This window comes from Thermococcus fumicolans, assembly GCF_055386755.1.
The window spans coordinates 724840-751431 of the sequence record NZ_AP042424.1 but is presented as its reverse complement, the minus strand read 5'-3'; the positions used below and the strand labels follow the sequence as shown (position 1 = coordinate 751431).

General features: G+C 55.4%; 27 protein-coding genes. 16 read left to right on the top strand and 11 right to left on the bottom strand.

Annotated features, from left to right (window positions below; translation table 11 throughout):
- Window positions 1-23: 23 nt before the first annotated feature.
- The gene (locus ACZ5AM_RS04240; RefSeq protein ID WP_464915959.1) at window positions 24-476 is read left to right on the top strand and encodes a protein-tyrosine phosphatase family protein; all 453 of its coding nucleotides are present in this window, start codon (window positions 24-26) and stop codon (window positions 474-476) included.
- Here ACZ5AM_RS04240 and ACZ5AM_RS04235 read toward each other — a convergent pair.
- Complete coding sequence (locus ACZ5AM_RS04235; RefSeq protein WP_464915629.1) at window positions 463-1026, bottom strand: nitroreductase family protein; 564 nt, start codon at window positions 1024-1026, stop codon at window positions 463-465. The two genes, ACZ5AM_RS04240 and ACZ5AM_RS04235, sit on opposite strands and share 14 nt — an antisense overlap.
- A gap of 66 nt (window positions 1027-1092) precedes the next feature.
- Between ACZ5AM_RS04235 and ACZ5AM_RS04230 the strand changes: the two genes are divergently transcribed.
- The gene (locus ACZ5AM_RS04230; RefSeq protein ID WP_464915628.1) at window positions 1093-1950 is read left to right on the top strand and encodes a hypothetical protein; all 858 of its coding nucleotides are present in this window, start codon (window positions 1093-1095) and stop codon (window positions 1948-1950) included.
- A 25-nt stretch (window positions 1951-1975) separates the two neighbouring features.
- On the top strand, window positions 1976-3346 hold the full coding sequence (locus ACZ5AM_RS04225) for an ATP-binding protein (protein WP_464915627.1): 1371 nt from the start codon (window positions 1976-1978) through the stop codon (window positions 3344-3346).
- Here ACZ5AM_RS04225 and ACZ5AM_RS04220 read toward each other — a convergent pair.
- On the bottom strand, window positions 3337-4086 hold the full coding sequence (locus ACZ5AM_RS04220; RefSeq protein ID WP_464915958.1) for an MBL fold metallo-hydrolase: 750 nt from the start codon (window positions 4084-4086) through the stop codon (window positions 3337-3339). The two genes, ACZ5AM_RS04225 and ACZ5AM_RS04220, sit on opposite strands and share 10 nt — an antisense overlap.
- Before the next feature lie 64 nt (window positions 4087-4150).
- Here ACZ5AM_RS04220 and ACZ5AM_RS04215 point away from each other — a divergent pair, with 64 nt between their 5' ends.
- On the top strand, window positions 4151-4615 hold the full coding sequence (locus ACZ5AM_RS04215) for a Mut7-C RNAse domain-containing protein (protein WP_464915626.1): 465 nt from the start codon (window positions 4151-4153) through the stop codon (window positions 4613-4615).
- Window positions 4612-5325: a 6-hydroxymethylpterin diphosphokinase MptE-like protein gene (locus ACZ5AM_RS04210; RefSeq protein ID WP_464915625.1), complete on the top strand. Its 714-nt coding sequence runs from the start codon at window positions 4612-4614 to the stop codon at window positions 5323-5325. Before ACZ5AM_RS04215 ends, ACZ5AM_RS04210 begins: the two co-directional genes overlap by 4 nt.
- Here ACZ5AM_RS04210 and ACZ5AM_RS04205 read toward each other — a convergent pair.
- A complete protein-coding gene (locus ACZ5AM_RS04205) occupies window positions 5311-5589 on the bottom strand; it encodes a hypothetical protein (RefSeq protein WP_464915624.1) in 279 nt (92 codons plus the stop codon). The two genes, ACZ5AM_RS04210 and ACZ5AM_RS04205, sit on opposite strands and share 15 nt — an antisense overlap.
- Window positions 5590-5721: 132 nt before the next feature.
- On the opposite strand from ACZ5AM_RS04205, the gene ACZ5AM_RS04200 reads away from it, so the two are divergent.
- Window positions 5722-7713, top strand: coding sequence for a 1,4-alpha-glucan branching protein (locus ACZ5AM_RS04200; protein ID WP_464915957.1), 1992 nt, complete (start codon window positions 5722-5724; stop codon window positions 7711-7713).
- A 50-nt stretch (window positions 7714-7763) separates the two neighbouring features.
- Complete coding sequence (locus ACZ5AM_RS04195; RefSeq protein ID WP_464915623.1) at window positions 7764-8081, top strand: P-II family nitrogen regulator; 318 nt, start codon at window positions 7764-7766, stop codon at window positions 8079-8081.
- Window positions 8082-8104: 23 nt separating this feature from the next.
- Here ACZ5AM_RS04195 and ACZ5AM_RS04190 read toward each other — a convergent pair whose 3' ends face one another.
- Together ACZ5AM_RS04190 and ACZ5AM_RS04185 are read right to left on the bottom strand one after the other, a co-directional pair.
- Window positions 8105-8833, bottom strand: coding sequence for an alpha-glucosidase (locus tag ACZ5AM_RS04190; protein WP_464915622.1), 729 nt, complete (start codon window positions 8831-8833; stop codon window positions 8105-8107).
- A 158-nt stretch (window positions 8834-8991) separates the two neighbouring features.
- A complete protein-coding gene (locus ACZ5AM_RS04185; RefSeq protein ID WP_464915621.1) occupies window positions 8992-10596 on the bottom strand; it encodes a sodium:neurotransmitter symporter family protein in 1605 nt (534 codons plus the stop codon).
- 312 nt (window positions 10597-10908) lie between these two features.
- Between ACZ5AM_RS04185 and ACZ5AM_RS04180 the strand changes: the two genes are divergently transcribed.
- Window positions 10909-12054, top strand: a complete 1146-nt coding sequence (locus ACZ5AM_RS04180) for a thiamine ABC transporter substrate-binding protein (protein WP_464915620.1) — start codon at window positions 10909-10911, stop codon at window positions 12052-12054.
- Here ACZ5AM_RS04180 and ACZ5AM_RS04175 read toward each other — a convergent pair.
- Together ACZ5AM_RS04175 and ACZ5AM_RS04170 are read right to left on the bottom strand one after the other, a co-directional pair.
- Window positions 12040-13041 (bottom strand): ABC transporter ATP-binding protein, encoded by a 1002-nt coding sequence (locus ACZ5AM_RS04175; protein ID WP_464915619.1) that lies wholly within the window; start codon window positions 13039-13041, stop codon window positions 12040-12042. The genes ACZ5AM_RS04180 and ACZ5AM_RS04175 overlap by 15 nt on opposite strands.
- Window positions 13035-14654, bottom strand: coding sequence for an ABC transporter permease (locus ACZ5AM_RS04170; RefSeq protein WP_464915618.1), 1620 nt, complete (start codon window positions 14652-14654; stop codon window positions 13035-13037). The genes ACZ5AM_RS04175 and ACZ5AM_RS04170 overlap by 7 nt, the downstream gene beginning before the upstream one ends.
- A gap of 105 nt (window positions 14655-14759) precedes the next feature.
- On the opposite strand from ACZ5AM_RS04170, the gene ACZ5AM_RS04165 reads away from it, so the two are divergent.
- Window positions 14760-15044 (top strand): hypothetical protein, encoded by a 285-nt coding sequence (locus ACZ5AM_RS04165; protein ID WP_464915617.1) that lies wholly within the window; start codon window positions 14760-14762, stop codon window positions 15042-15044.
- On the opposite strand, the gene ACZ5AM_RS04160 is transcribed toward ACZ5AM_RS04165, so the two are convergent.
- The gene (locus ACZ5AM_RS04160) at window positions 15036-15713 is read right to left on the bottom strand and encodes an HAD family hydrolase (protein ID WP_464915616.1); all 678 of its coding nucleotides are present in this window, start codon (window positions 15711-15713) and stop codon (window positions 15036-15038) included. The two genes, ACZ5AM_RS04165 and ACZ5AM_RS04160, sit on opposite strands and share 9 nt — an antisense overlap.
- 200 nt (window positions 15714-15913) lie before the next feature.
- Between ACZ5AM_RS04160 and gcvPA the strand changes: the two genes are divergently transcribed.
- Genes gcvPA through gcvPB form a run of 4 tightly spaced genes read left to right on the top strand, consistent with a single transcriptional unit; the run spans window position 15914 to window position 19415 of the window.
- Window positions 15914-17254, top strand: coding sequence for an aminomethyl-transferring glycine dehydrogenase subunit GcvPA (gene gcvPA / locus ACZ5AM_RS04155; RefSeq protein ID WP_464915615.1), 1341 nt, complete (start codon window positions 15914-15916; stop codon window positions 17252-17254).
- A complete protein-coding gene (locus ACZ5AM_RS04150; protein WP_464915614.1) occupies window positions 17254-17454 on the top strand; it encodes an antitoxin family protein in 201 nt (66 codons plus the stop codon). Before gcvPA ends, ACZ5AM_RS04150 begins: the two co-directional genes overlap by 1 nt.
- Window positions 17420-17905 carry a type II toxin-antitoxin system VapC family toxin gene (locus ACZ5AM_RS04145; RefSeq protein WP_464915613.1) on the top strand — a complete coding sequence of 162 codons (486 nt, stop codon included), beginning with the start codon at window positions 17420-17422 and terminating at the stop codon, window positions 17903-17905. The genes ACZ5AM_RS04150 and ACZ5AM_RS04145 overlap by 35 nt, the downstream gene beginning before the upstream one ends.
- Before the next feature lies 1 nt (window position 17906).
- Window positions 17907-19415: an aminomethyl-transferring glycine dehydrogenase subunit GcvPB gene (gcvPB, locus tag ACZ5AM_RS04140; protein ID WP_464915612.1), complete on the top strand. Its 1509-nt coding sequence runs from the start codon at window positions 17907-17909 to the stop codon at window positions 19413-19415.
- A gap of 249 nt (window positions 19416-19664) precedes the next feature.
- Here the strand turns inward: gcvPB and ACZ5AM_RS04135 are convergent, their stop codons facing one another.
- The 3 genes from ACZ5AM_RS04135 to ACZ5AM_RS04125 all read right to left on the bottom strand — a co-directional run bounded on the left by ACZ5AM_RS04135 (window position 19665) and on the right by ACZ5AM_RS04125 (window position 23314).
- Complete coding sequence (locus tag ACZ5AM_RS04135) at window positions 19665-20528, bottom strand: alpha/beta hydrolase (protein WP_464915611.1); 864 nt, start codon at window positions 20526-20528, stop codon at window positions 19665-19667.
- 15 nt (window positions 20529-20543) lie between these two features.
- Window positions 20544-21872 (bottom strand): MFS transporter, encoded by a 1329-nt coding sequence (locus ACZ5AM_RS04130; RefSeq protein ID WP_464915610.1) that lies wholly within the window; start codon window positions 21870-21872, stop codon window positions 20544-20546.
- A gap of 80 nt (window positions 21873-21952) precedes the next feature.
- A complete protein-coding gene (locus ACZ5AM_RS04125; protein ID WP_464915609.1) occupies window positions 21953-23314 on the bottom strand; it encodes an SLC45 family MFS transporter in 1362 nt (453 codons plus the stop codon).
- A 91-nt stretch (window positions 23315-23405) separates the two neighbouring features.
- Here ACZ5AM_RS04125 and ACZ5AM_RS04120 point away from each other — a divergent pair, with 91 nt between their 5' ends.
- From ACZ5AM_RS04120 to glpK, 3 genes are read left to right on the top strand one after another with little or no spacing between them, the layout of a single operon-like run.
- Entirely contained in the window at window positions 23406-24173 is a 768-nt protein-coding gene (locus ACZ5AM_RS04120) for a glycerophosphodiester phosphodiesterase family protein (RefSeq protein WP_464915608.1), read from the top strand.
- Window positions 24151-24903, top strand: a complete 753-nt coding sequence (locus ACZ5AM_RS04115; RefSeq protein WP_464915607.1) for a glycerophosphodiester phosphodiesterase family protein — start codon at window positions 24151-24153, stop codon at window positions 24901-24903. The genes ACZ5AM_RS04120 and ACZ5AM_RS04115 overlap by 23 nt, the downstream gene beginning before the upstream one ends.
- Before the next feature lie 51 nt (window positions 24904-24954).
- Window positions 24955-26436, top strand: a complete 1482-nt coding sequence (gene glpK, locus ACZ5AM_RS04110; RefSeq protein WP_464915606.1) for a glycerol kinase GlpK — start codon at window positions 24955-24957, stop codon at window positions 26434-26436.
- Window positions 26437-26592 lie beyond the last annotated feature (156 nt).

Here is a 26592-nt window from a genome sequence, read left to right as displayed (position 1 = left end):
GCCAAAAAATTCGGGGGATGGAGATGTGGCCCTCCGCTAGGTTCGTGGATGAGAACGTCGCCTTCTCGCGGATGCCGACCGGGAGAGAGCTCGACGAGGTGGTGAATGACTTCGATGCAGTTGTGGTCCTTGTCGAGGACTACGAGCTACCCTACTCGCTCGACGAGTGGGAGAAAAGAGGGGTCGAAATCCTCCACAGCCCGATAGAGGACTTCACAGCACCGAGCCTTGAGCAGCTCCTTGAAATCCTTCGTTGGATTGACACTAGGATTCGCGAGGGGAAGAAAGTCTTAATCCACTGCCTTGGAGGTCTCGGGAGGAGCGGGACCGTCGCTACCGCCTGGGTTATGTACTCGAAGGGGCTTCCGCTCAGAGAGGCACTGAGAAAAGTTCGCTCGGTAAGACCCGGCTCGGTGGAGACCTACGAGCAGATGGAAGTCCTGGAAGAACTGGAAAAGCTCCTCAGAAGCCGTTGAAGCTCACGACCTCCTCCAGCTTCCTCCTCTCGTATTTCGGCTTTGGATCGGCTGGATAACCTACCGGGAGTATCGTCTGGAGCTTGTACTCCGGGGGAACCTTCAGCAGCTCCTCGATCGGCTTGGGGTTCGGTGGCGTGTAGGTCACCGTGCCGAGGCCGAGTTCCTCCAGCGCCAGGAGCAGGTAGCCGACGGCTATCCACGTCGACTGGAGCCAGTATGGAGCCTTCGTGTGTCCGAAGACGAGGATTAGGTAGGGCGCCTCGCTCAGGAAGGGCTTCTCCGGCCTGAACCCCTTGGCGTTCAGCCAGGCCATGAGGTCGCCCTTCGTCTTTGAATAGAACTTCTCCTCCTCCGCCTCACAGAGCTCCCTTATTCTACCCTTCAGCCACTCGTCGTCGATTACCACGAACTTCCAGGGCTGGGCGTTCATGCCGCTTGGAGCTTCTTTCGCGGCCTTTATCGCCTTTAGAATATCCTCCTTCGGCGGCCTCTCCGGGAGGAACTGCCTCACGGTCTTCCGTCTCTTAGCCAGCTCGAGAACGCGCATGCCACCACCGTTTTATTTAACGCGCTGAACGAAAAAACTTTACGGCGCCTTGCTTAGCTGGTAACGATGGGAGCGTTGAGACCAGCCACGGTACTGACGATTGGAACCCTTATCATACTGGCCTTCCTTCTTCTCAACGGCCCTAATTGGGGATCCCCAAGTTTCCACCTTAACAAGCCGGCCCTCCGTTCCTTCCTGGAATCACAGTACGTCCCGGAGGCCGGCATGCTTAGGGCGGCCGTTAAAGCCTATCCAGACAACGAGACGATTTACGTTGCCAACGACAACCTCCTGGCATCACGCGCCCTGATGGCTCTCGGTTCGCCGCTGGGAAAACGGATCCGCGAAAACCTTGAGGCGAACTATTCCGGGGGATGGAACGGAAAGGTTGACCCCCTCCTCGGAAGGCCCATCAAAGACTTCTACTGCACCGAAACAAAGAACCTGGGAAGGGTTTATTCCCGGAAGTTCAACGCGGCGTTCGAGATAAAATACGAGGTCATCAACACTTCGTGCGGGATGAGCGACTGGGAGTCCTACGCTGATCTCCTGGTTTACGGGGCTTTGAGCGATCTTTTAAAGGACAATGAAAGCGGCGCCCTTGAGCTCTATTCCAGGCTTCTCGCGATGTGGGACGGAAACGGCTTCAGGGATAGGGCCTTCGATGGAACGTATCAGACCTACAAGTGCGCCCTGTTCATATACCTCCACCGCGCGCTGGGAACCCCTGCTGAAGGCGGGGAGGTCTATTCACGCTGTCTTAACGTGATCTCTTCCCTCCAAGCAGAGAACGGCGGAATAATCACGGGCTATCAGGTTGAGAACGGAGAAATCACCCCGGTTGGCGATACCAACACGGAAACGACCTCCATCGTTGTACTGGCCATCTACTCGGACTATCCCGAGAGAATCGGAAAGGTTTAAATAACATGATGATGAATATATACTCATGATAATGCAAAAGTTCGTGAACAGGAAGGATGAGCTTTCAAGACTAAGGGAGGCGTTTGAGAGAAACTCGCTCATAGTAGTCTACGGTAGGAGGAGGGTTGGAAAGACACGGCTGTTGGTAGAGGCCGTCAAGGACAGACCGCACGTCTACCATCTCTGCAAGGAGGAGGAAGTCAGCGAGACCCTGAAGGCCCTGAGTATCAAGCTCTTTCGCCTTACCGGAAATGAAGACTTCATTAGAAAACCCCTTTCCTCCTTTGGGGAATTCCTGGAGGTGTTACCCCCAGGAACTGTGCTCATCCTCGATGAGTTCCAAGTACTCGTCCGCAACTACCCTCGAATCCTTGGAATTCTTCAGGAGTACCTAGATTTCCATGCCAAAACCCCCATAGTGCTCTGCGGCTCAAGCGTTTCAATGATGGAGGAGCTGACACAATACGGGAGCCCGATTTACGGGAGAAGATCCCTGGCACTTAAGATCGAACCACTGAAGTTCTTTCACATTGGAGAATTTTTCCCTTCCTACTCAACGGAAGAGCTCGTGGAGGCGTACTCCATACTGGGCGGCGTCCCGGAGTACCTCCTGAGATTCAATCCGTCCGTGAGCGTTGAAGAAAACGTGAGAAGGGAGTTCTTTGGGAGGGGATTCCTGTACAGTGAGGCGGAGTTCCTGCTGAGATACGAGCTTCGAGACCTGAGCGTCTACAACACAATCCTCGAGGCTATAAACTATGGTCACAGATCGTTCAACGACCTGAGGAACGCAACGGGAATAGACGGTTCAAAGCTCCCCCGCTATCTAGGAGTTCTCATCGAGCTGGGAATTGTGAGGAGGGAAACCCCCGTAACCCTCAAAGAGCGCGATAGGTCAAAGAGGCGGAACTCGAGGTACGCCATAGCCGACAACTACTTCGCCTTTTATTACTCATTCGTCCATCCGTTCAAGGAGGAGATAGAGCTCGAACTTCCTGACGTCCCGCTGGAGAACTTCAGGCGGAACTTCAACCGCTACGTCGGCTTCGCCTTTGAGGGTATAACCAGACAGTTTCTAGTCGAGCTCAACAGGGCAGGAAAACTTCCGTTTCGCTTCACAAAAATCGGCCGCTGGTGGCACAAGAACGAGGAGATTGATTTGGTGGCTTTGAACGAGCGGGAGAAGAAAGCCCTCTTCGTTGAAGTCAAGTGGAAAGACCTAAACGAGAGGGAAGCGAGGGGAGTTCTAAAGGGCTTGGAGAGGAAGGCTGAACTTGTCGGCCTGAAGGGCTGGGAGAAAAGCTACGGCCTCGTGGCGAAGGACGTGAGGGGAAAGGAAGAGCTGAGGGAAGAAGGCTACCTCGTCTGGGATTTGGCAGACTTTGCTCAGACGTAAAACACCATCCCGTCGTAGGCAACCAGAACCCTGTTCCCCCACCTCTTCCTCACGTACTCGGTCAGCTCAAGGAACGGCAAGTTCTTGTGCGATATGTGGCTTAAAACAGTCCTCTCAGCCAAGGAGAGGCCCATCTCAGCGGCCTCATCAACGTTGTTGTGATATGGATCGTCGGTTCCCGGCGGGTAGGTGGCGTCAACTATCGCCAGCCTCAGCGGAGCTTTCCTTTCTAGAAACTCCCTCGTCTCCTCGGGGAGCCCCTTCGTGTCGTAGAGGATTGCAACGCTCTTCCCGTCTTCCTCGATCAGGTAACCCAGGGTCTCGACCTGATGGTTGAGCTTTATGGGGGTGATTTTTAGGGTGTCTATCTTCATCTCCTGTCCGGGCTTTACCACGTTCGGCCTCAGGTTCTTGGGCTCCGTGAGGATTAGAGCGTCGGCGTGCCCTTCCGGCGCGTAGAGGGGTGTCTCAAGTGCCATCCAGCGGAGCTTGTAGAGGCCGTATATGTGGTCGTGGTGCCAGTGGGTGAGGAAGATGGCCTCCAGCGGGACGTTGAGGAAGTCCCTTATGTCCGTTCCGACATCGAAGAGGACGGCTCTTTTGTTTTCGGTGATTACGGCGAGCGTTGACGGCCTCCTCTGCGCGAAGCCGAACTTTCTAGCTTCGCTGCAGGTCGAACAGGTGCACAGATGGGCTGGAATCCCCTCGCTGCCGCCCGTGCCGATGAAGTAGACGAGCATGAGCACCACCGTTTTATGACTGTAAAATAGCTTCCCTTATAAGGGTTGCCGCCGAGGTTCAAACATGAAGTTCATCGCCGACATGATGCTCGGCCGTTTGGCCAGATGGCTTCGCCTCTACGGCTACGACACGCTCTATGGGATAGAGGACGACGAGAAGATAGTCCACGTTGCCCTTAGGGAGAACAGGATAATCCTGACGAGGGACTCTGGTTTGGCAGAGCGGGCCGGAAAGCTCGGCGCCAAAGTTTTCTTCCTCTCGTCTAATTCGCTTGAGAGTCAAGTTGAGGAACTTAAACGCATGGGCGTCGAGTTCAGGGAGCTGTTTCCGGCGAACGCCCGCTGCCCCAAGTGCAACGGCCTGATAATGCGCGCCTCAAAGGAAGAGGTCAAGGATAGGGTTCCCCCCACAGTTTACGAGAAGTACGAGGAGTTCTATATCTGCCAGAACTGCGGTCAAATCTACTGGCCGGGCAGGCAGTGGGAGGAGATGACCAAAATCGACAGGAAGCTGAGGGGAGAAAAATGATATGGGAGCAGTGGAAGCCGTTCTACCTCCGCATAGTCCGTGAGATGGGCTACTCGGTAGAGGAGGACAGGAGAGCTGCCCAAGTCCTCCGCGCACTCCTCCTGGAGGGCGACGACTACATCCTGAGGGAGGAGCTAGCCGCGGTCGTCGGGAGAAAGGTTTACGTCTTCGGCGCCGGCCCTAGCCTGGAAGATACCCTAAAGCAGTTCGACTTCTCCGATGGAACGCTGATAGCGGCCGACGGCGCTACCTCGGCGCTCCTCGATGCGGGTCTGGTCCCGGAGGTAATCGTCACCGACCTCGACGGCAGGATTCCCGACCTCAAGCTCGCCAACGACAGGGGAGCGTTCATGGTCGTCCACGCCCACGGGGACAACATCGACAAACTGACAGTTTACGTACCCCTCTTTTCCAGAATCCTTGGCACCTGTCAGACGGAGCCGCTCGACATCGTGTACAACTTCGGGGGGTTCACCGACGGGGACAGGGCGGCCTTTCTAGCGGAAGCCCTCGGCGCGGGGGAGATAATCCTGGTGGGCTTTGACTTCGGCGACGTTGTCGGGAAGTGGAGCAAGCCTTCCCTGAGGAGGCACTCGCCGGTGTGGGAGAGCAAGAGGAAGAAGTTCACCTTCGCCCAAGAGCTCCTGGAATGGCTTGAAAAGAATGGGGGAGCAAAGATAAAGTGGTTGAAGGCCTCAGAGGCCCGCTAACAGCTTAAAGCCAAAGGTCACCAGCAGGGCCGCCGAGATCGCAAAAGCTATCCTTAGGTTGTCGGAGTTGGACTCGTCGAAGGCCTGATCGAGGAAGATCCACGAAAGGCCCGCGATGCCTATGTCGTAGATTATCCAGCCCAGCTTCGTCAGGTTTCCGACCGAGCCTGAAAGAACCGCTATTATCGCCCCCAAAAGGATCACGCCGACCGCCCCTGAAAGCATACCGCTCTTTGTCTCCTCGGGGATCACCGTTACCACCACCCCTCGAATTCGCCCTTCGAACTAAATAACTTTCGGTGGGCAACGCCTGGATGTATGCATTCTAGCAGGACGCCATGGCTGGTCACACTAACGTTAAATACCGGAAGCCTATAAACACCAGCGGTGATACACGTGAGGGGCTACTTCACATTCGTCCTTCACACCCACCTGCCCTACGTCAGGAAGCACGGGAAATGGCCCTTCGGGGAGGAGTGGGTATACGAGGCCATCAGCGAAACCTACCTGCCCCTCCTCATGGAGTTCGAGAGGCTGAGGGAGAGCGGGGTGAGGTTCAACCTCGTGATCAACATAACGCCGGTTCTGGCCGAGCAGCTGGCGGACGAGTACATCAAAGGGGAGTTCGAGCGCTACATAAGGAGGAAGATAGAGGCTACGGAGAAAGACCTCCTGTCGGGGAAGTACGACGAGAAGGCCGTGAAGGCCAGCTTGGACCACTTCAGAAGGGTCTACGACTACTGGAGGGCCCTAAACGGCGACATCCTCGGGAAGTTCCGCGAGTTCCAGGAGAACGGCTACATCGAGATAATAACCTCCGCGGCGACGCACGGCTACCTGCCTCTTCTCGGACGGGACGAGGCGATAAGGGCCCAGATAGCGAACGGTATAGCAACCTACGAGAAGCACTTCGGGAGGAGGCCGAGGGGGATATGGCTGCCTGAGTGTGCCTACAGGCCCGCTGGCGAATGGGAGCTGCCGGGCGGGAGGAAGGTAAAGCGGAAGGGTATCGAGAAGTTCCTTGAGGAGTTCGGCATAGAGTACTTCTTCGTGGAGAGCAAGCTCATAGACGAGGGGCCGGCGAGCAAGGTCTACGGGGAGGTTCTCCTGGCGGAAACGGAGAAAACAACGCTGAGGCCCTACTGGATAAAAGGCTCAAACGTTGCCGTCTTCGCGAGGAACCGCGAGACGGGCCACCAGGTCTGGAGCGCTCATCTCGGTTATCCGGGCGACTTCTGGTACAGGGAGTTCCACAAAAAAGCTCCAGAGAGCGGGGGCCAGTACTGGAGGATAACTAGCAAGGACGTCGACATCGGCGAGAAGGACTTCTACGATCCGGACAAGGCTATGGAGCGCGTTGAGGAGCACGCAAGGCACTTCGTTTCTCTGGTCGAGAAGCTTCTGGAGGAGCACGAGGAGAAGACAGGTGAGAAAGGCATAATCGTCTCGCCCTACGACACCGAGCTCTTCGGCCACTGGTGGTTTGAAGGTGTTAAGTGGCTCGGAAGGGTCCTGGAGCTGATGTCGCTTAGGGGCATAAAGACCACAACGCTCTCAAGGTTCCTTGAGAACTACTCCAACGAGAGGCACAAGATAGAGCTCCCCGAGGGCTCGTGGGGGGCAAACGCCGACCACTCGACCTGGTGGAACGAAGAGACGGAGTGGACCTGGGAGCACGTTTACAGGGCCGAGGACAGGATGGTGGCCATAGCGAGCCGCTTTTATGGGAGGGACGAACTGACGAACCGGGCCATCGAGCAGCTGGCGAGGGAACTGCTGATTCTCGAAGCCAGCGACTGGCAGTTCCTGATAACGACGGGCCAGGCAAAGGAGTACGGGAAGAGGAGGGTTTTGATCCACAGCAGGGACTTCCACAGGCTGGCGAACGAGCTTGTGAGGTACGTTAAGACCGGTGAGTTTGATATAAAGCTTCTCGAAGGGCTCGAGGAGCGCGACAACGCCTTCAGGCCGGTGGTGGTTGAGCATTACGTAAGTGATAATCCGCCGGAGCTTGAGGAGTACGTCGAGCCGCCGGAGGTTCCACCTGAGAGGGTAAAAGCCGAGAAGCCTGTTGAGGAGAGGGCGTACTCGACGGCCATAGCCGAGGCTGTGAAGTCGAAAAGGGAGAAGAGGAGGGCCGTTAAGTCATCGAAAAAGAAAAAGAAGGTCTCTAGAAAGCGGCCCTCAAAAAAGGCCGAGCAAAGAAGGGAGAGCAGCACGGGAGACCTCCTCTCAATAAAGGGCATCGGGCCGAAAACGCTGGCAAAGCTCAGAAAAGCGGGCGTTGAAAGCGTTGACGATCTGAGGAAAGCGGATCCGGAGGAGCTGGCCAAGAAAACCGGGATCTCCGCGAAGAGGATCCGGAAGTTCATCGAGCAGGTCAGGTGATTTCTCCGAAACCCTTTTCGGAACTTTGCCCTATTTATTCCGGTGGTACCATGAAGAAGGTAGAGGCTATTCTACGGCCGGAGGATTTTGAGAACGTGAAGAAGGCCCTCAAAAGTGCGGGCTTCGTGCCCCTGACGGTTTCCTCGGTTCAGGGGAGGGGAGTTCAGGGCGGCGTTCCGCCCTACGATCTCCTGCCAAAGGTGAAGGTGGAGATCGTTGTGAAGGACAGCGACCTTGAGCACGTTCTCGACATAATAGTCAGAAACGCTAGGCGAGGCATTCCCGGGGACGGAAAGATCTTTGTCCTGCCTGTTTATGATGCGGTCAGGATAAGAACGGGAGAAAGGGGAGAGGAGGCCCTCTACTGAGGGCGCCGAATTTTTTGAATTTCTCAGAGGAAGGCGTGGCGGTGTTTGTAGAGCATGTAGCTAGCGTAACTCAGGAGTATTAAGCTAGCTGCACCCAGAATCCCAATTAAAGCAACTATCCCCTGAGCGAATAATGTCCCCCGGTGGAACGCCTCGGCTATCCTTGCCAACTCATCGGGATTTCCAAAAGCGTAAATGGAATACCTAATTGAAAAGGCACCCATAACCATTGGTATGGGCATCACGGAGAATGCAAGCATTAGACCCAAGCTACCTCTTTTCCTCAGGCTTAGTATTGAGAGCAGGGTTGGGATAACCAGTATAAGGGCAGTTATGGCATAGACGGGGCCGAATATACCAGATATGAGGTAGAACGGTATCATCCCAAACAGAAAAGCCCGGTATGCCTTTTGAAGGTCCTTAACTTTCCCGGAGAAGTCATAGGGTGCAACTTTAGAATAGCGGTTCAGGGTTTTGATTTGATTCATGTATTCCTTCTGGCCTGCTTTCTCTATAAACTTGTCAGTTGTACTGTTCTTGAGCTTCACAGCTCTCTTGAGAAAGAAGTTTGCAAGATCCTCGTTATCGTAAACCACGTTATCTGCAACATACAGGAAGTTTTTCTTTGTCTCCTCCAACAGGATTAAGGCTTTTTTCTTGTTGTTATCAGAGAGGCTCCTCAGAGAGTCCAGTCTTTTTTTAATTTCATCAATGGTCCCAGCTACATCCCTTAAAATCTCAGAGCTCTTCATAACAGCACCTCCCAAATGTAAAAGAAAAAGAAGGACTTTAAGCCTTTCCTTCCTTCTCGGCTTTCAGGAGCTTTGTAATGCTCCAGTACATCATTATGAAGATGGTGCCCCACGCAAAGGTGAGGAATGCTAGGGCTCCTGCGTCCATTTCCATCACCTCAGACCCTTATGATGACCTCGTTTCTCTCTAGTTCTTCACCGTACTTCTTCTTGATGGCCATGTATGCTTCAATGGCTCCGATGATTATGACTACTAGTATCATTGCCCTGGAGATCGTAACGGCGTGCTTTGCATACTGAACAGTAGTTGAAACAAGGGCCTGTTCTTTGACAAGGTATTTTAGATACCCTGGGGTCAGTGTTATGACACCGCCCTTTATGTAATCCCATGTGTTGCCTCCCAGGAGTATAAGCATGTAGAGTGGTGCAATGTAGATCATTATTGGTTTGAACCATCCCGGCACTTTGATATAAGCACCCTTGTGGAGCTCCTCCCAGAACCTGTCGATGCCAAAGATCCAGAGCCCAACTATGACGTCGAAGAATCCAAGTATCACTAGGAAGTAGCTACCAACCCACATATCCATGTCCGTTAGCACTAGGAGAGTCTTATCAAGAGCTATTGGAAGTCCAAGGATGAAGAGCCAGACAAACACTAGCCACGTTCCCTTCTTCCTCTCTATGTGTATGTCCTCCTCGAGCATCGCTACGAGGTAGTTGTAAGTAGCTATTGCTGAAGTGAATCCTGCAAACCACAGGAGCAGGAACCAGAAGGCGCCGAATATCTGTCCAGCGGGCATGTTCATAAAGACGTTGGGCAACGACATGTACGCAAGTCCAACGCCGCTCTTAATAGCCTTCTCTGGACCGAGGTAGGCAAATGCTATAGGGATGGCGAGGGAACCACCGAGGATTACCTCCGCGAACTCGTTGAGTGAAACTGTGGCAAGGCCAGAGAGTGCGACGTCGTCTTCCGGACCAAGGTAGCTAGCATAGTTGTGAATGATGCCCATACCCAGTGAGAGCGTGAAGAATATCTGACCAGCCGCTGCGAGGCTTATCTTGAAGAAGTTCTTGCTAAGTGCCTGGAAGTTCGGCTTCCAGATGTACTCAAGACCACGTATTGCACTCCACTCTGGCTTGACTGGAGATCCAAGGGTTAGAGCCCTGATAACAAGTATGATGGCAAACACGTAGAGGGTCGGCATCATAACCTTGACCCATCTCTCTATTCCCTTGCTGACACCCTGAGACACTGCTATACCTAGGATGACCATCGTCAGACCCCAGAAGAACAACACTGCGCCGGTATTACTTATATAGCCAACGAAGAACTGGTAGGTGTCCTTCCCAAAGTAAGCCCCAGTTAGGCTGTACCATGTGTAAGCCGCTGACCAGCCGATGATCTGGTAGTAGTAGGAGCTAAGCAGGGAAGCTACCGAGAAGCCCAGGAGTCCGCCTATAACACCCATCCACAGTGCCCCGCGAGGTTTCAGCCTGTCCCTTGACATGAGGTAAAACATCGGACCGAGGGTACCGTGGCCATACTTGCCACCGTAGCGACCAATGGTCCACTCAATCCACATCACTGGAATACCAAGGAAGAACAATGCTATGAAGTACGGTATCATGAAGGCTCCGCCACCGTTACTGGCAAGCTGGTACGGGAAGCGCCAGAAGTTGCCGAGACCAATGGCGTTACCTGCCATGGCCAAGATCAAACCGAGTTTAGTTGCCCATTGATCCCTCTGCTCCAATTCCATTCACCCCCTTATTTGGGTTCCCCAGGGAAACAAAGAGATAGCTGGGGACAAGACAGGACACTAGATCCCTATGACGGACATCTTTAAAATCCTTTCGGACACTCATCACAATTTCCGCTCAAATTTCGACAGGAAACTACAACGTGTGGATATTTTCGCGAACAAGAGCCAATTGCAATCAGGACAATACTGGGCTAGATAACGCCCTCTACCAGATTATAACCAGGATACTCATCCCTGCCCAGCAAAGTTTATTAATCCCTTCAAGGAGCCGGTTATGACCGACAAAAACCGAGTTTTAGGGGTGGGAGCATGAACTCAAAGGCCATCGGAATCATGCTGGTGTTGCTCGTCGTGTTTTCCCTCGGGTGCATAGGGTCAGAGGGCGAAAAAACAACCAACACCGGGACCAGTGGAACAGCGCAGAGCACCACAAGCTCAACGGGCGAAAAGACCACCACTAGCCACAAGCCCGAAACCCTGGTGGTGTACTCCTACGAGAGCTTCGAATACGTTGCCAAGGCAGCGTTTCCAAAGTTCGAGAAGAAGTACGGAGTCAAGGTCAAGCTCATCACAGTTGGCGACGCCGGGCAGCTTTTAAACAGGCTGATACTGGAAAAGGACAACCCCCAGGCGGACGTGGTCATAGGAATAGACAACAGCCTGGCGGCAAAGGCCATAAAGGCGGGGATCCTTGAGCCGTACAAACCGAAGAACATAGACCTCGTCCCCAAGTGGCTCATCGAGAAGCTCGATCCCACCTACCACCTCATCCCCTACGACTACGGATACATGGCCATAAACTACAGGCTCGACAAGGTGAGCCAGCCGCCGAAGAGCCTCGAAGATCTGACCAAGCCGGAGTGGAAGGACAAACTCGTCATCGAGGACCCGAGGACAAGCTCACCCGGCGCGGCTTTTCTCCTCTGGACGATAGCAGTTTACGGCGACGACGGCTACCTCGACTACTGGGAGAAGCTCAAGGAGAACGGCGTTGTCATAACCGAGGGCTGGAGCGACGCGTGGTACGGAAAGTTCATGAAGGAGGGCTACCCGCTGGTCCTTAGCTACTCAACTTCACCGGCGGCCACGGTTTACTACGACAACAACACGAACGTCAAGGCCGTGGCCTTCAGGGAGGGCAACTACCTCCAGGTTGAGGGAGCGGGCATAATCAAGGGCACCAAGAAGAAAGCCCTCGCCCAAAAGTTCATAGAGTGGCTCCTGACAGAGGACTTCCAGAGCGAAGTGCCCACCAACCAGTGGATGTACCCCGTCAATCCAAACGTTAAGCTCCCGGACGTCTACAAGTACGCCGTTCCGCTCGATGAGATCAAACCGGTCAGCCTCGACCCAGAGTACGTCAGGGAGAACTTCGACCGCTGGATTAGGGAGTGGGTCCAGCTCATGGTTCAGGGCAAGAGTCCAGAAGAGATAAAGGCCTCAAGGAAGGGTTGAGTAAGCTCTAACCTTTACCCCCACTTTTTTTGGGATTTCCCTCGGGTCGAAGGGCAGCTCGGGTATGGGCGTCTCGGCCGTTATCTCTTTCCCTCCGACCTCAAGGATCATCCTCACCCTTCCGGGAAGGATCTCGTATTCCAGAACCTCGGCCTCGTTTCCTTCAGTTATGACAACGCTCTCCGGCCTGAAGAACACCTTAACGGGCCCGTTCCTGCCAACTTCAAAGCAAAGCCTATCGAGGCAGGCCCTTCCATTCTTGCCCTCGAGCTCGAGGAGGTTGGCCTTCCCGAGAAACCTGGCCACGAACTCGCTCCTTGGACGATAGTAGAGCTCCAGCGGTTCACCAACCTGGAGGATTCTGCCGGCGTTCATGACCGCTATCCTGTCGCTTATGGCCATGGCCTCCTCCTGGTCGTGGGTGACGTAGATGGTCGTGGTTCCGGTTTCCCTCTGGATCCTCCTTATCTCCCTCCTGAGCCTCTCCCTTATCTTGGCATCCAAGTTGCTGAGCGGTTCGTCGAGGAGGAGGACGAGGGGTTCTATGACGAGGGCCCTGGCCAAGGCCACTCGCTGCTGCTGGCCGCCACTGAGCTGCTCGGGGTAGCGTTTTTCCATTCCTTCCAAGCCCACAAGCTCGAGGACCTCTTTCACCCTACGCTCGATTTCAGTCTTTGACAGCTTCCTCAGCTTTAGCCCAAAGGCCACGTTGTCAAAAACAGTCATGTGCGGGAAGAGCGCGTAGTCCTGAAAGACGATTCCGATGTTCCTCTCGTAGGGCTCCCTTTCGGTAACTTCCTTCCCGCCAAAGAACACTCTCCCTTCGGCCTTTTCCAGGCCCGCTATTATCCTCAGCGTCGTGGTCTTTCCGCAGCCGCTGGGTCCTAGGAGGGTGAGAAGCTCACCATCCCTGACCTCGAGTTCCTGGATGCTAAGGGTAAACCCTTCCCTGACGAGCTTTATGCCCTCGAGCCTTACCCCTACCATACTTCCTCACCGGTTCTCTCGATTATCAGGAAACCCGCGAGACTCACGAGGATTAACACAACTCCCATGGCCGAGGCAGGGCCGAACTGTCTGGTTCCTAGGTACTTGTAGATGGCTATCGTAACTGTGGTGTACTCCGGCCGGTAGATCATGTAGGTCGCCCCGAGTTCAGCGACGCTCATGGCGAAGGCGAATATGGCCCCAACGAGAAGCCCGCCGAAGGCCAGGGGTAACTCCACCTTCAGAAAAGCCGTTAGGTCCCTGGCACCCAGGGTCAGGGCAGCCTCGCGGAGGTTCCGCTTTATCTTGCCCAGGGAAGCCAGCAGGGCCCTGAGGACGAAGGGGTAAGCTATCACCGTGTGGGCGAAGACTATGAGGTACGGACTCCCGAGCAGGAGGAGTGGCTCCTTGTGAAATGCCTTTATGTAGCCGAGGCCTATGATTATCGCCGAAGAACCTAGGGGGAGCATCACTGCGGTATCAAAGAGCCTCTTCCCTGGGAAGCTCCACCTCCTCAGGGCGTAGGCTATAGGGAGGGCTATGAGCAAGCTTAAGAAAACCGTTGAGAAGCCGAAGAGAAAGGTGTAGCCTATCGCGTGCAGGCTGTCGGAGGCAAAGAGGGGGTTGTACTCCGACTGAAAGAGGCGCCTGTACCAGAGGAGCGTTGGCTTGCCCCCGTAGGTGAAGGACTCGTAGACGACCGCCAGGAGCGGGGCAACTATGAAGAGCGTAACCACGGCGGAATAGAGGAGGATTAGAAGGCCCCTAAAGCCGAGAAGCTCCCCAAAGGTTAACCTCTCGGCCCTTCTGAAGACCCTCTGCTCCTCGGCCCGGGAGTAGAGCTCTAGACTCTTGAGGTAGGCGTACATGAAGGTAAAGCTCAGGGCCAGCTGGATTACAGCCAGGGCAGAACCCCTCCTGAAGTCCAGGAGGGTCATGATCTCTGTGAAGATGGCCACCTCCAGGGTGGCGTACTTGTAGCCTCCTATTATCAGGGGTATCGAGAAGCTGAGGAAGGAGAAGATGAACGTTAGCATGGCCGATGCCAGTATTCCCGGGTAGAGCATGGGCAGGGTAACCTTTCTGAAGAGAGTAAAGCCTTTGGCTCCGAGGCTCATGGCCGCTTCCTCGTAGTGGGGGTTTATGCGCTGCCACAGAGAAGACACCATTCTGACGACGACTGGGAAGTTGTAGAAGGCGTGGGCCAGGATTATGCCCCTCCAGGAGTAGATTATCCCGGGATCCCTGCCGATCAAGTTGGTAACAACCCCGTTCCTTCCGAAGAGGACTATGAAGCCCATTGCCACCATTATGCTCGGCATGACGAAGGGAACCGTGAGCAGAGCCTTCAGAAAGCGCTTTCCTGGAAAGTCGTACTTGGCGAATAGGTAGGCCCCGGGAAGACCGAGGGCCAGGGTGAGGAGGGTTGAGGCGATCGCCTGCTCGAAGGTGAAGAGGATGACCTTCCTGTAGTAAGAATCCCCCAGAACCTCGCCCAAGGCCTTTGGAGACAGGCCGTCCTTTAGAATCAGGAATATCGGGTAGTAGAAGAACAGCAGGAGAAAGGCCAGTGAAGGCAGGAGCAGGAGGTGCTGGATTCCCTTCCGCTTCATCGAACCATCTACCCGTCTCGGCATTAAAACGTTGCCCTTTAAAAAATGTTAGGGGAACCGAAAAGATTTTAAGCTCTGCCCACAATTACCCAGTGGTGGGTAAGAATGTATTACATCGGGAAGGCCAGGAGTCCGTACGGGCCCCACAAGACCCACGAGGTCATCCTGGAGGAGCTCAAGAGGAGGGGCTTCGACGTTGAGTTCACCAAACACCACTGGGCCGGCGATCTGCCCTTCGGACTGGTTTTGATCGAGGGAAAGAAGGGCTACGTGGCGGTTAGATGGTCACTCGGCAATGAATTCACCCTTGAGCTCGAAGAGACGGACAAGGAAACCTACGACGAGTTCATCGAGGACACGATAGAGTACACGAACGCCGATTCAGGATGAGCGCTCCTGCCTAATCCTCTCGATGACGTCGAAGATGCTCCACAGGTCATGGATGACGTGGAGGTGTGGGATTAAGGCCAGTCTTTCCTTGTTCTTCTCCACAAACTTAGCGGTAAACGGGAAGTAGTACCAGACGTATTCCGTGTTCTCATCCCCGTGGCCGATGAAGCGCCAGGGCTTGTCGTCCACCCAGACGAAGGTATCATCCCCGTATTTCTCGCGGACGAGCCTGAAAGCCTCGTCTATCGTCAGCTCTCTGCCAAAGACTATCACGTCGTCGAAGAGGTCGTAGATCCCCATCTCCTTCAGCCTTCTGACCTTCATGCCGTCGATGAAGTCCTCCGCCGAGAACGAGATGACGGTATGGCCGGCTTCCTTGAGCTTCCTCAGCAGTTCCGGGGAGTCGTCTATCGGCTTGGTTAACTTTGCCCTCTCCTCGAACCATGTTTCAAAGAACTTCGTTCTGAGGAAGAACGGCGGCTTTGACTTCTTCTTGTGCTTCCCGAATGCGGGCCTCTCGAACTGGAGTTCTATCTTGGTGAGCAACTTCGCCCAGAAGACCTTTCCCGGGAGCCAGCGATAGCGCCTCTCCAAGGTTCTTCTAAAGGCCTCCTCGATGCACGAGTAAGTGTCCGCTAAAGTTCCGTCGAAGTCGAAGGCTATGATCATACCCCTCACCGGCATTTTTGATGGCTGTCCTTCAGAACCCTCCCGAACTAAAGCCCTGACGATTTAAGCTTTCCGCCCGTTGGGTGCCAATCACCGGTCATCAACGACCACCTCAGAGGAGGATTGGAGCCAGAGCACAAAGCATATATTCCCCCCGCCCAAATTTCAACGAGCATCTTAAAGCTCAGAAGGTGATAGGTATGGGCAAACACTACATACCCAACTCGGCCCACAAGGACGAGATGATTAAGGAAATCGGGTTCACATCGATTGAGGATCTCTTCTCCGACGTCCCCAAGGGGATGGTCAAGGAGTTCAACCTTCCCGACGGAAAGAGCGAGTACGAGGTCTTCACCGAGCTCAACGAAGTTCTGAGCAATAACAAGACGGTTCTCGAGATGCCGAGCTTCCTCGGCGCCGGGACGTACTTCCACTACGTTCCGGCCCACGTGAAGTACCTCATCGAGAGGAGCGAGTTTCTCACAGCTTACACCCCCTACCAGCCGGAGGTAAGCCAGGGCATGCTCCAGGCCCTATTCGAGTACCAGAGCCTCATCGCTGAACTCGTTGGACTGCCAATAGTTAACTCCTCGATGTACGACTGGGGAACGGCAATGGCAGAAGCGGCCCTCATGAGCGCCCGCGTGACGAAGAGGAGGAAATTCGTCGTCCCCAAGCACCTGAGCCCCGAGAAGAAGAAAGTTTTGGAAACCTACACCGCCGGCCCGGGCCTCGAGATAGTCGAGGTTCCTTGGGACGAGAGGGGCCAGCTCGACATTGAGAAGCTCAAAGAGGCCGTTGAAGGCGCCGCAGGAGTTTACATCGAGATGCCCAACTTCTTCGGCCTCCTGGAGGAGAACATCACGGAGATAGGAGAGGTAGCCCACGAGGCTGGAGCGCTCTTCGTCGTTGGAGTTGACCCGACCATACTGGGAATCGTCGAGGCTCCGGGCGAGCTTGGAGCGGACGTAGTAGTCGGCGAGGCGGCCTACTTCGGGAACCCGATGAACTTCGGCGGCCCGAGGGCCGGAATCTTCGCTGTGAGGAACGATAGGAAGCTGGTAAGGCAGATGCCCGGCAGGATAATCGGAATGACGAAAACGGAAGACGGGAAGAGGGCCTTCGTGATGACCCTCCAGACGAGGGAGCAGCACATCAGAAGGGCAAAGGCCACCTCGAACATCTGCTCAAACGAGGCGCTTGTGGCGGTGGCCGCTGCGATACACCTCGCCAGCCTCGGGCCCAAAGGCTTGAAGGAGCTCGGCGAAACCATCCTGAAAAACACCGCCTACCTGAAGAAGCGCCTCGGCGAGGTCGGCGAGGTGGCCTTCGAGGGAGTCAACTTCAAGGACGTTCCCGTTAAGTTCGAGGTGCCCTACGGCGTTATCCACGAGAGGCTCCTGGAGAGGGGCATACACGGCGGTTACTACCTCGGAAAGCACTTCCCGGAGCTTGGAGAGGCAGCGCTCTTCGCGGCAACGGAGACGACGAGGAAGGAGTGGATTGATAAGCTGATTGAGGTCCTCAAGGAGGTGGCCTGATGCCCGTTGAGGCCGTCTACGAGGGCGGTGTTATAAAGCCTCTGAGACCCCTGAAGCTGAAGGACGGCCAGAGGGTCAGGATTGAGATTGAGGAGGACTTCATAGAGGCGAGCTTTGGAATTGTGAAGTCCAAGGTAACCCTAAAAGAGCTGGAGGAGGCCTACCATGAGTACCTCCTTGAGAGAGCGAGTGCTCGTTGACAGCAACGTGATAGTGGAGCTCCTCAGGGGCAACGAGGCCGTCAAAAAAGCACTAACCGAACTCAAGGCGGAGTATCGGCTGGTGATAAACCCGATAGTCTTCAGTGAGGTTGCATATCAGCTTATAGTGACCAAATACATAGAGAAGAAGGGTAGATACTCCTCGTACGACGTGAAGAGGGAGTTAAAACGGGATGAAAGCCTGCTGGAGTATTACCGGGCGTTTTACATTAATTTCGTCGAAAAGGGCCTTGAACAGGGTCTCAGAATACTAGAGGTTGATGATGAGACAGTGGAAATCGCCAACAAAATCATTGAGGGGAAGAAGCTTCTTCCAAACGACGCCCTAATCCTCGCGACGGCTTTGAAGTTTGGGATAAGAAAGATCGTTACACTCAACGGAGATTTTGATGTTGGTCTGGTTGATGTTGTGAAACCCGGAGGTGAATGATATGTTCCGCCAAGCGAAATGGGACGAACCCACTATCTTTGAGCTCTCACGCCCCGGAAGGATTGGTTACACCCTCCCCAAACCGATTGAGGACGTTGAGGTTGAAATCCCTGAGAAGCTCAGAAGGAAGAGCCCGCTCAACCTCCCGGAGCTGAGCGAGCCTGAGGTGGTCAAGCACTACACGAGGCTAAGCGAGATGAACTACGGCGTTGACTCCGGGATATACCCACTCGGCTCGTGCACCATGAAGTACAACCCCAAGATAAACGAGGAGATTGCTTCCCATCCGGGAGTGGCTTACATCCACCCATACCAGGACGAGAGAACCGTTCAGGGTGCGCTCAGGATAATGTGGGAGCTGGAGCAGTGGCTGAAGGAGATAACCGGAATGGACCGCTTTACCCTCCAACCCGCTGCCGGAGCGAACGGCGAGTTCACGGGAGTCATGGTGATCCGCGCCTACCACCTCGACCGCGGGGACACGCAGAGGACGGAAATGCTCGTTCCAGATTCAGCGCACGGAACGAACCCGGCCAGTGCAGCCATGGCGGGATTCAGGGTCGTCGAGATACCCTCCAACGAGAACGGAACCGTTGACCTTGAGGCCCTTGAGAACGCCGTAAGCGATAGAACCGCGGGTTTGATGCTCACGAACCCCAACACCCTCGGCATCTTCGAGGACGAGATACTGGAGATAGCGAAGATAGTCCACAGGGCCGGTGGACTGCTCTACTACGACGGCGCTAACCTCAACGCTGTCCTTGGGAAGGTCAGGCCCGGCGATATGGGCTTTGATGTCGTCCACCTCAACCTCCACAAGACCTTCTCGACGCCGCACGGAGGCGGCGGCCCCGGAAGCGGGCCCGTTGGTGTGAAGGACTTCCTCAAGGACTACCTGCCGGTTCCGCTCGTGGGCTACGACGAAGAAAACGACCGCTACTATCTCGACTACGACGTGCCGAAGAGCATAGGAAAGGTAAAGGAGCTCTACGGCAACTTCGCGGTCATGGTGAGGGCCCTAACCTACCTCAAGATAATGGGCAGGGAGGGCCTCAGGGAGGCCAGCGAGGTAGCGGTGCTCAATGCAAACTACCTCACCCAGAAGCTGAAGGGAACCAAGGGCTACGAGCTGCCGCACAAGGAGCTCAGGAAGCACGAGGTGGTCTTCTCGGCGGAGCCCATGAAAAAGGAAACCGGGGTCAAGGCCCTCGACGTTGCGAAGAGGCTCCTCGACTTCGGATTGCACGCCCCGACGATCTACTTCCCGCTGATAGTCCACGAGGCTCTCATGATAGAGCCGACCGAGACGGTGAGCAAGGAAGAGCTCGACGCCTACGTCGAGGCCCTCAAGAGGATAAGCGACGAAGCCTACAGCAACCCGGAAATCGTCAAGAGCGCTCCGCACAACACCGCCGTCAAGAGGGTCGACGACGTTCTCGCCGCCAAGAGGCCCGTGATAACCTGGCGCATGTACCGCGAGCTCAAGGAGAAGGGCGAGATCGACCTATGATCTTTTTTCTCCCTTTTATTGGGGTCGGCCAGTGCCAGTCTCTTCATCCGGTAGCGATCAGACCGGTAAACGCTCTTCATCCCCCTCCTCCCCTTGGCGGTTGCTTTTTAAAAGGTTCGCCCAACTCAGAGGGGCCGATGACGAGCGTTAGCCACGCTGAGCGGTGAGGAGAAGAGGGTTAGCCGAGGCCAAACGTTTTTTAACTTATAGAGCTCGACCATCAAAAGGCTAACTTAAAGAGAGAAAGGGTCAGAGGTGCCTCCTAAGGAATTCTCCGACTTTTTTCCTCCACTCCTCAGGGTGGAGTTTGAGTGTTCTGACGTGAGGGGCATCGGTGACCCAGAGCTCGACTTCCGGGTTGATCTTCCTGTTCTCCTCGTGGAACTCCTCGACCTCCTCAACCGCCACCAGGGGATCCCTCTTCCCAGCGATAAGCAACAGGGGCTTCCTGACTCTGCCCGCGTACTCAAGCATGTTCAGTTCCCTGGCACCGCTGAAGAGCTTCGTGAAGGGCTTGACGAGATGGTAGAGTCCCTCCGGAAGGCCCGCGAAGTACCTCAAGCCGCGCGCCCCCGTCCTGTCGAGGTATATCGGCGGCGAATCGGCGACGCCGCAGGCAACCCTTTCGTCCTCGGCCAGGGCCCTTATCGTCACCACCGCACCCATTGAAAAGCCCACCAGACATATCTTTCCGGCCTTCTCCGGATGGTTCCTCTCGAGCCAGTCCACCGCCGAGAGGACGTCCATCAGCTCCTTCTCACCCACCGTCGTGTACTTCCCCTCGCTCTTTCCATGTGCCCTGAAGTCGAAGGCAAGGACGTTGTAACCCTCCCTAAGCAAGAACTCGATGGTTTGCCTTATGTAGACCTCGTCCCACCTGCTCCTCGTGTAGCCGTGGAGGGGGATGACCGTTTTATCGCTCCCGTTCGGGATCCACCAGGCGCTCAGCTTCAAGCCGTCCCTGGTTTCGATGGTCACGTCCTCGTAGTCAAAGCCGAGATCCTTGGGTGTCCACTTGCCCACGAAGCGCGGCGGCTTTACCATCTTGTAGGCTACGAAGGCCGAGAAGGAAACCAGAGAGAAAACCAAGATTAAAACAAAGAGCCAAGTCATACTCACACCTCCCGTTCATAGATCGTTTTTAACCTCAGAGCCATCGCCGGACGTCTCATCGAGGTTCTTCATGAGCCATATCATGGGCATCGCGAGAAGGACCAAGAAAGCCCCTATCGGGAAGAGCACGCGGTAGTTCTCCCCGGCGAGGTCAACGATAGCCCCGCCGATAATGCCAGCCAGCAGCACTGGGAGGGAACGAGTGGCCTCGAAGAAGCCGTAGTAGCGGCCGGTGAAGGCTTCCCTCTCGAACTTGGTGAGCAGATCTCCGATGACCGGGTACGAGGCCGCCATGAGGATGCCCCAGCCGATTCCCGCTATGCCCAAGGCTATTGTTATCTCCGCCTTGGTGCTTATGAACCAGCCCCAGATCTGGGGGATCGCGAAGATTACCCCGCCGAGGATTATGCTCAGCCTCCTCCCTATGCGGTCGTATATGATCCCCCCAGGAACGGCACCGAGGAGGACGGTGACGTTGAAGAGGGCCATGAGGAACAGGCCAAGCGAAGTAACCGCCTTTACGTTCTCCTCGTTGGCCGATCCGTAGAGGATATACGCCAGGATCCCGTAGAGGAATATCGCTATGAACTCGAAGCTCATCCACCAGAGGGTTTGAGCGGTGTAGAACTTGAGGAAGTCACGGTTCTCAACTATGCTCTTTAGGTAGCCCGTTAGGCTCTCGTTCTCCTCTATCTCGGGCGCCTCTGGCTCCCTGACGATGAAGTAGACGAAAAGAGCGGCGCCAATGAGGAAGAGGGCAGTTACGATGAAGGGTATCTTGAGGTAGGGCGTCTGGGCAAGTGCCTTTATGCCCTCGCTCTCACCGGTTTCCGCGACGGCTTTGGCTATGAGGAAACCTGCTAGGCCAAAGAGGAAGAGGTTTCCAGCCCACTCGAAGAGCGTGATAACCCCGCTGGCCTTACCCCTCTCGCCGCTCTCAATGGTGTCGGGCATCAAAGCGCGGTATTGGGCCGTGTAGGTGTGCATGGCGAAGTAGAAGAAGGCCAGAGCTAATGCGAAGCCCCAGAGGGGGACGTTCATCGCGTAGGAAGTGTAGACGAGCAGCGCGGCTGTTCCTGCCATGAGGCCGCCGGCCATTATGAAAGGCCTCCTCCTGCCGTGCCTTGAGCGGAGGGTATCGCTGTAATAGCCGAAGAGGACGGGAATAAACAGACCGATGAGACCCTCGATGGCCAGTATGGTTCCCTTAACGAATGCGGAACCGGTGTAACTCGAAAGCAGGGGGAAGGACAGACCTTTGTTCAGCGCCCAGCCGACGCTCCTGCTGAAGCCGAGCAAAGCGAGACCGAGCACGACCCCCCAACTGAACCCCCTTCGCTCCATACGCTTCACCTCCATTGCCATGAATTTGTCAAAAAGCTGTTTTCACGTTTTCGGCACGGACGGTTAAAGAAAGGAAAGGGTCAGTCCATGTCCGGAACGTAGTCGAGCGCGTCCCCCCTCGTCCTGACAACGTCGCCCCTCCTGACGAACTGAACCGTTACCGCCGCCAGGATGAAGAACACCGTCGCAAACGGGAGCAGAGTCCAGTAGCCCATGAGGTCAAGGAAGACCCCCGCGAGTGGCGGGGCAACGAGGTTGGCGGCCTGGCTGAAGAAGTAGTAGAGGCCGGTGTAGCCGCCGAGCTTCTCCTCGGTCGTCATGTCGACGACCATGGGGAGGGAGTTGACGTTAACCATGGCCCACCCTATCCCGGCAACGAAGAACAGGACCATGAACTCCATGACAACCGGGTCGGAGAGGGACGGACTCTGGGGCCTGTGGGTCTGCCCTAGCAGGTACGCGGTCAGAACCATGAGGGCGACGATGATCAGGCCGATGGTTATGGTCTTCCTCCTCCCGATCCTAGCCCCGAGGAAGCCCGCTGGAATGGCCGAGATCATGAAGCTGAGGGAAACCGCCCCCAGCATGAAAGCCCCTGTGCTCTCTATCCTCCTCGTCAGCTCGGTCTCGGGGGCACCGACGGGGATGCCGAAGAGGTGGTACTTGAAGTAGCTTGTGAAGAAGGTCTCGAGGGAGTTGAAGGCCACGAACCAGAGGAATATGGCGAGGAGTATGGCGAGCAGGCTTCTCTCGTGGCTTGCGAAGACGTCCCTGAGGTTCTCCTTGAGCTCGCCGAAGCTCTTGTGCGATGTTTCGGCCAGGAGCTTTCTCAGGCTCACCTTCTTCCCGGGAACGCGGTACTCTTCGGGCTCGGGAACGAAGAAGACCACGAAGAGGTTGGCCAGGAGCATTATTGCGGCGCCGAAGTAGAAAGGATAGGCGTAGTTGATGTCGTACAGCACCTTGCCGCCGAAGTAAGCGAGTAAAGCCCCAAGACCACCCATGAAGTTGATTATCCCGTTGGCCTGGCTCCTCTTCTCGCTCGGCGTGATGTCGGGCATGAAGGCCACAACGGGGGAGCGGAAGAGCGCCATGAAGAAGTTCATCAGGATTATCGTCCCCATGAAGAGCGCTAGGTTACCGTGCTCCCTCGCTATCGGGATGAGGGCGAACATAAGTGCCGCGGATGGTGCACCGAGGAGGATGTAGGGCTTTCTTCTCCCGATCCTAGTCCGAGTCATGTCGCTCAAAGCCCCGAGGAACGGGAGCAGCAGGACCGCGAAGAGGTTGTCGATGGTCATGATGAATCCCGTAACGGTCTTGCCCATCCCGAACGTGTCCTGGAGGAATATCGGGATGTAGGCGTTGTAGAGGGCCCATATTATGCTTATACCGAAGAAACCGAAGCCCAGCAGGAATATCCTGGAGTATTTGAACTCCACCCCTTTCACCCCCGATTTCATTATACGAATCAAAGGATACCTGAATTTAAGAAGCGGAAACTTTTAAGGGTTGCCAGCCCATTTCTGGACGATGAAAACCGGAACAGATGTGGACAGTGAAGGCACTTTCATCCTGGGTCACAGGGGCTTTAGAGGGCCCCTAGAAAACACGCTCCCGGCCTTTCGCAGGGCCCTAATGTACGCCGACGGTGTGGAGTTTGACGTCAGGGTGACGGGCGACGGAAGGCTCGTGGCCCACCACGACCCGGGCTTCAAAACCGACGGCTCCCTCCATCTCGTCAGGGAGCTCAGCCTCCGTGAGCTGAGAAGGCTTCACCCGATGGGGAAGCTGATCCCCACCGTGGAGAGGGTTTTCAGAGAGTTTAGGGGCGCGATCTTCAACGCGGACGTCAAGGAACCCCAAGCCGTGGATCCGCTCCTCAGGATAACCGAGCGTAATGAAAGCTTAGACAGGACGGTTTTCTCCTCGGAAGATCTCCGGGTCATCAGGGTTCTCCTCCAAGAATGCCCAGACTGCAGGGTTGGGTTTTCCATAGTCGGCTACGGCTCGGTTTTCTGGATACCCCGGTTGAGAAACATCTACTCGGTTCACGTCCCGATAGACGTTGTCTCCTACATTGGGTACAGGCCCTTCACGATCTTCCTCCGGGCCATCAGGCGGCGCGGGCTCAGGATTTACCTCTGGAACTACAGGATGGACGAGCTACTCTGGGTTCCCAGGCTGGTTCACCTAGTAGATGCCCTCATCTCGGACGACCCGGCCAGGGTGAAGAAAAGTTTTTACGGGAGGGACGTATTCTTCCGGGGCGATACCAATGGCAGGCTGGGAATCAGATAGAGTGCTCGTTTTGGGCCACAGGGGCTACTCTTCAAAATACCCCGAAAACAGCCTTATGGCCTTCAAAAAGGCCGTTGAAGCCGGTGCGGATGGAATCGAGCTCGACGTCTGGTTAAGCAGGGATGGAAGGGCCGTGATAATGCACGACGAGACTATAGACAGGACGAGCAACATGAGCGGAAGGCAGAAGGACATGACGCTGGAGGAGTTAAAGCGGGCAGACATAGGGCTGGGGGAGAGGATCCCAACGCTTGAGGAGGTCTTTGATGCCATCCCCGAGGATGCTCTGATAAACATCGAGCTCAAAGACGTCGATGCGGCAAAGGAAGTGGCTAGAATCGTCGCAGAGAACAGCCCGGAGAGGGTTATGATCTCGTCCTTCGAGATCGACGCCCTCCGCGAGTACCGGAAGCACGATGGGGAAACAACCATGGGGCTCCTGATAGACAGGGAGGAGGTCGTTCCACTCATCCCGAGGCTGAAGGAGGAGCTCAACCTGTGGTCGATAAACATCCCCATGGAGGCAATACCAGTTCTGGGCCTCGAAAAGACCCTCCAAGCTGTGCAATGGGCCCGTTCCCTCGGCCTAAACGTGGTTCTCTGGACGGAAAACGACGAGCTCTTCTACCTCAACGACAACCTCGCGAAGCTCAAGGGACTCTTCGAGGTCGTCATAGCTAACGACGTCGAAAGGATGATGGGACACCTTAAAAAGCTGGGACTCCGGTGAACCGAACCCTAATATACCCCTTTGAACTTTCCTTCCCTTTGGTGGGCGACGATGGACGAGTTCATCCTTTCCCTAGATGAGGGAACCACCTCGGCGAGGGCTATAGTCTTCGACAGGGAAAGCAACATCCTCGGAATCGGCCAGTACGAGTTCCCCCAGCACTATCCACGGCCCGGCTGGGTAGAGCATAACCCCGAGGAAATCTGGGAGGCACAGTTCAGGGCAATAAAGACGGCCATAGAGCGCGCTAAAATCGAGCCGAACAGGATAGCCGCTATCGGAGTCACCAACCAGCGCGAGACGACGATAGTCTGGGACAAAAGCGGAAGACCGCTTTACAACGCGATAGTCTGGCAGTGCAGGAGAACGGCGGAGATGGTCGAGGAGATAAAGCGGGAGTACGGGGATCTAATAAGACAAAAAACCGGCCTCGTGCCGGATGCCTACTTCTCGGCCTCAAAGCTCAAGTGGCTCCTCGACAACGTTCCTGGCTTAAGGGAGAAGGCCGAAAAAGGAGAGGTTCTCTTCGGGACGGTGGATACCTTCCTCATCTACCGCCTAACAGGAGAACACGTTACGGACTACTCAAACGCTTCAAGGACAATGCTCTTCAACATCAAGAAACTCGACTGGGACGATGAGCTCCTTGAGATATTTGGGATTCCCAGGGGCATCCTGCCCGAGGTCAGGGAGTCGAGCGAGGTTTACGGCTACACGAAGAGAGAACTATTGGGTGCCGAGATACCGGTCAGCGGTGACGCCGGCGACCAGCAGGCCGCTTTATTCGGTCAGGCGGCATTCGAGGCCGGAATGGTAAAGACAACCTATGGAACCGGGAGCTTCATCCTGGCAAACACAGGCAAGACCGTCCGCTATTCAAACAACCTGCTCACGACGATAGCCTGGGGGCTGGACGGAAGGGTCACCTACGCCCTCGAGGGGAGCATATTCGTAACGGGGGCGGCGGTCCAGTGGCTCCGCGACGGGATAAAGATAATCAAGCATGCCGCCGAAACTGAGGAGCTCGCGACTAAGCTGGAGAGTAACGAGGGGGTTTACTTCGTTCCGGCCTTCGTTGGCCTCGGTGCTCCTTACTGGGACCAGTTCGCCCGCGGGCTGATAATCGGCATAACGCGCGGAACCGGCAGAGAACACCTCGCGAGGGCAACGCTGGAGGCGATAGCCTACCTCACGCGCGATGTCATAGAGGAGATGGAGAAGCTCGTCGGCATAAAGGAGCTCCGCGTCGATGGGGGAGCAACGGCGAACGACTTCCTGATGCAATTCCAGGCGGACATACTCAACAGGCGCGTCGTCAGGCCGGTGGTGAAGGAAACTACGGCCCTTGGAGCGGCCTATCTTGCCGGACTGGCTGTCGACTACTGGGAGAGCCTCGACGAGATAAAGAGCCTCTGGAGGGCGGAAAAGGTCTTTGAGCCGACCATGGATGAGGAAACGAGGGAGAGGCTCTACCGCGGCTGGAAGGAGGCTGTGAAGAGGGCGATGGGCTGGGCGAAGGTCGTTGGCCACTGACCCCAACTTTTTAAAGCCCAGCCCTGTACATCCATTTAACGCCCACTAATGTCCTCCCTTTTTATGCCCAGAACCGTTCTCTCGTTTCCCTCCAGCCGAACTAAAGGTTAGAGAAAGCTTTAAAATGGAGAAGAACGTTTCTAAGCTTAAATCGGA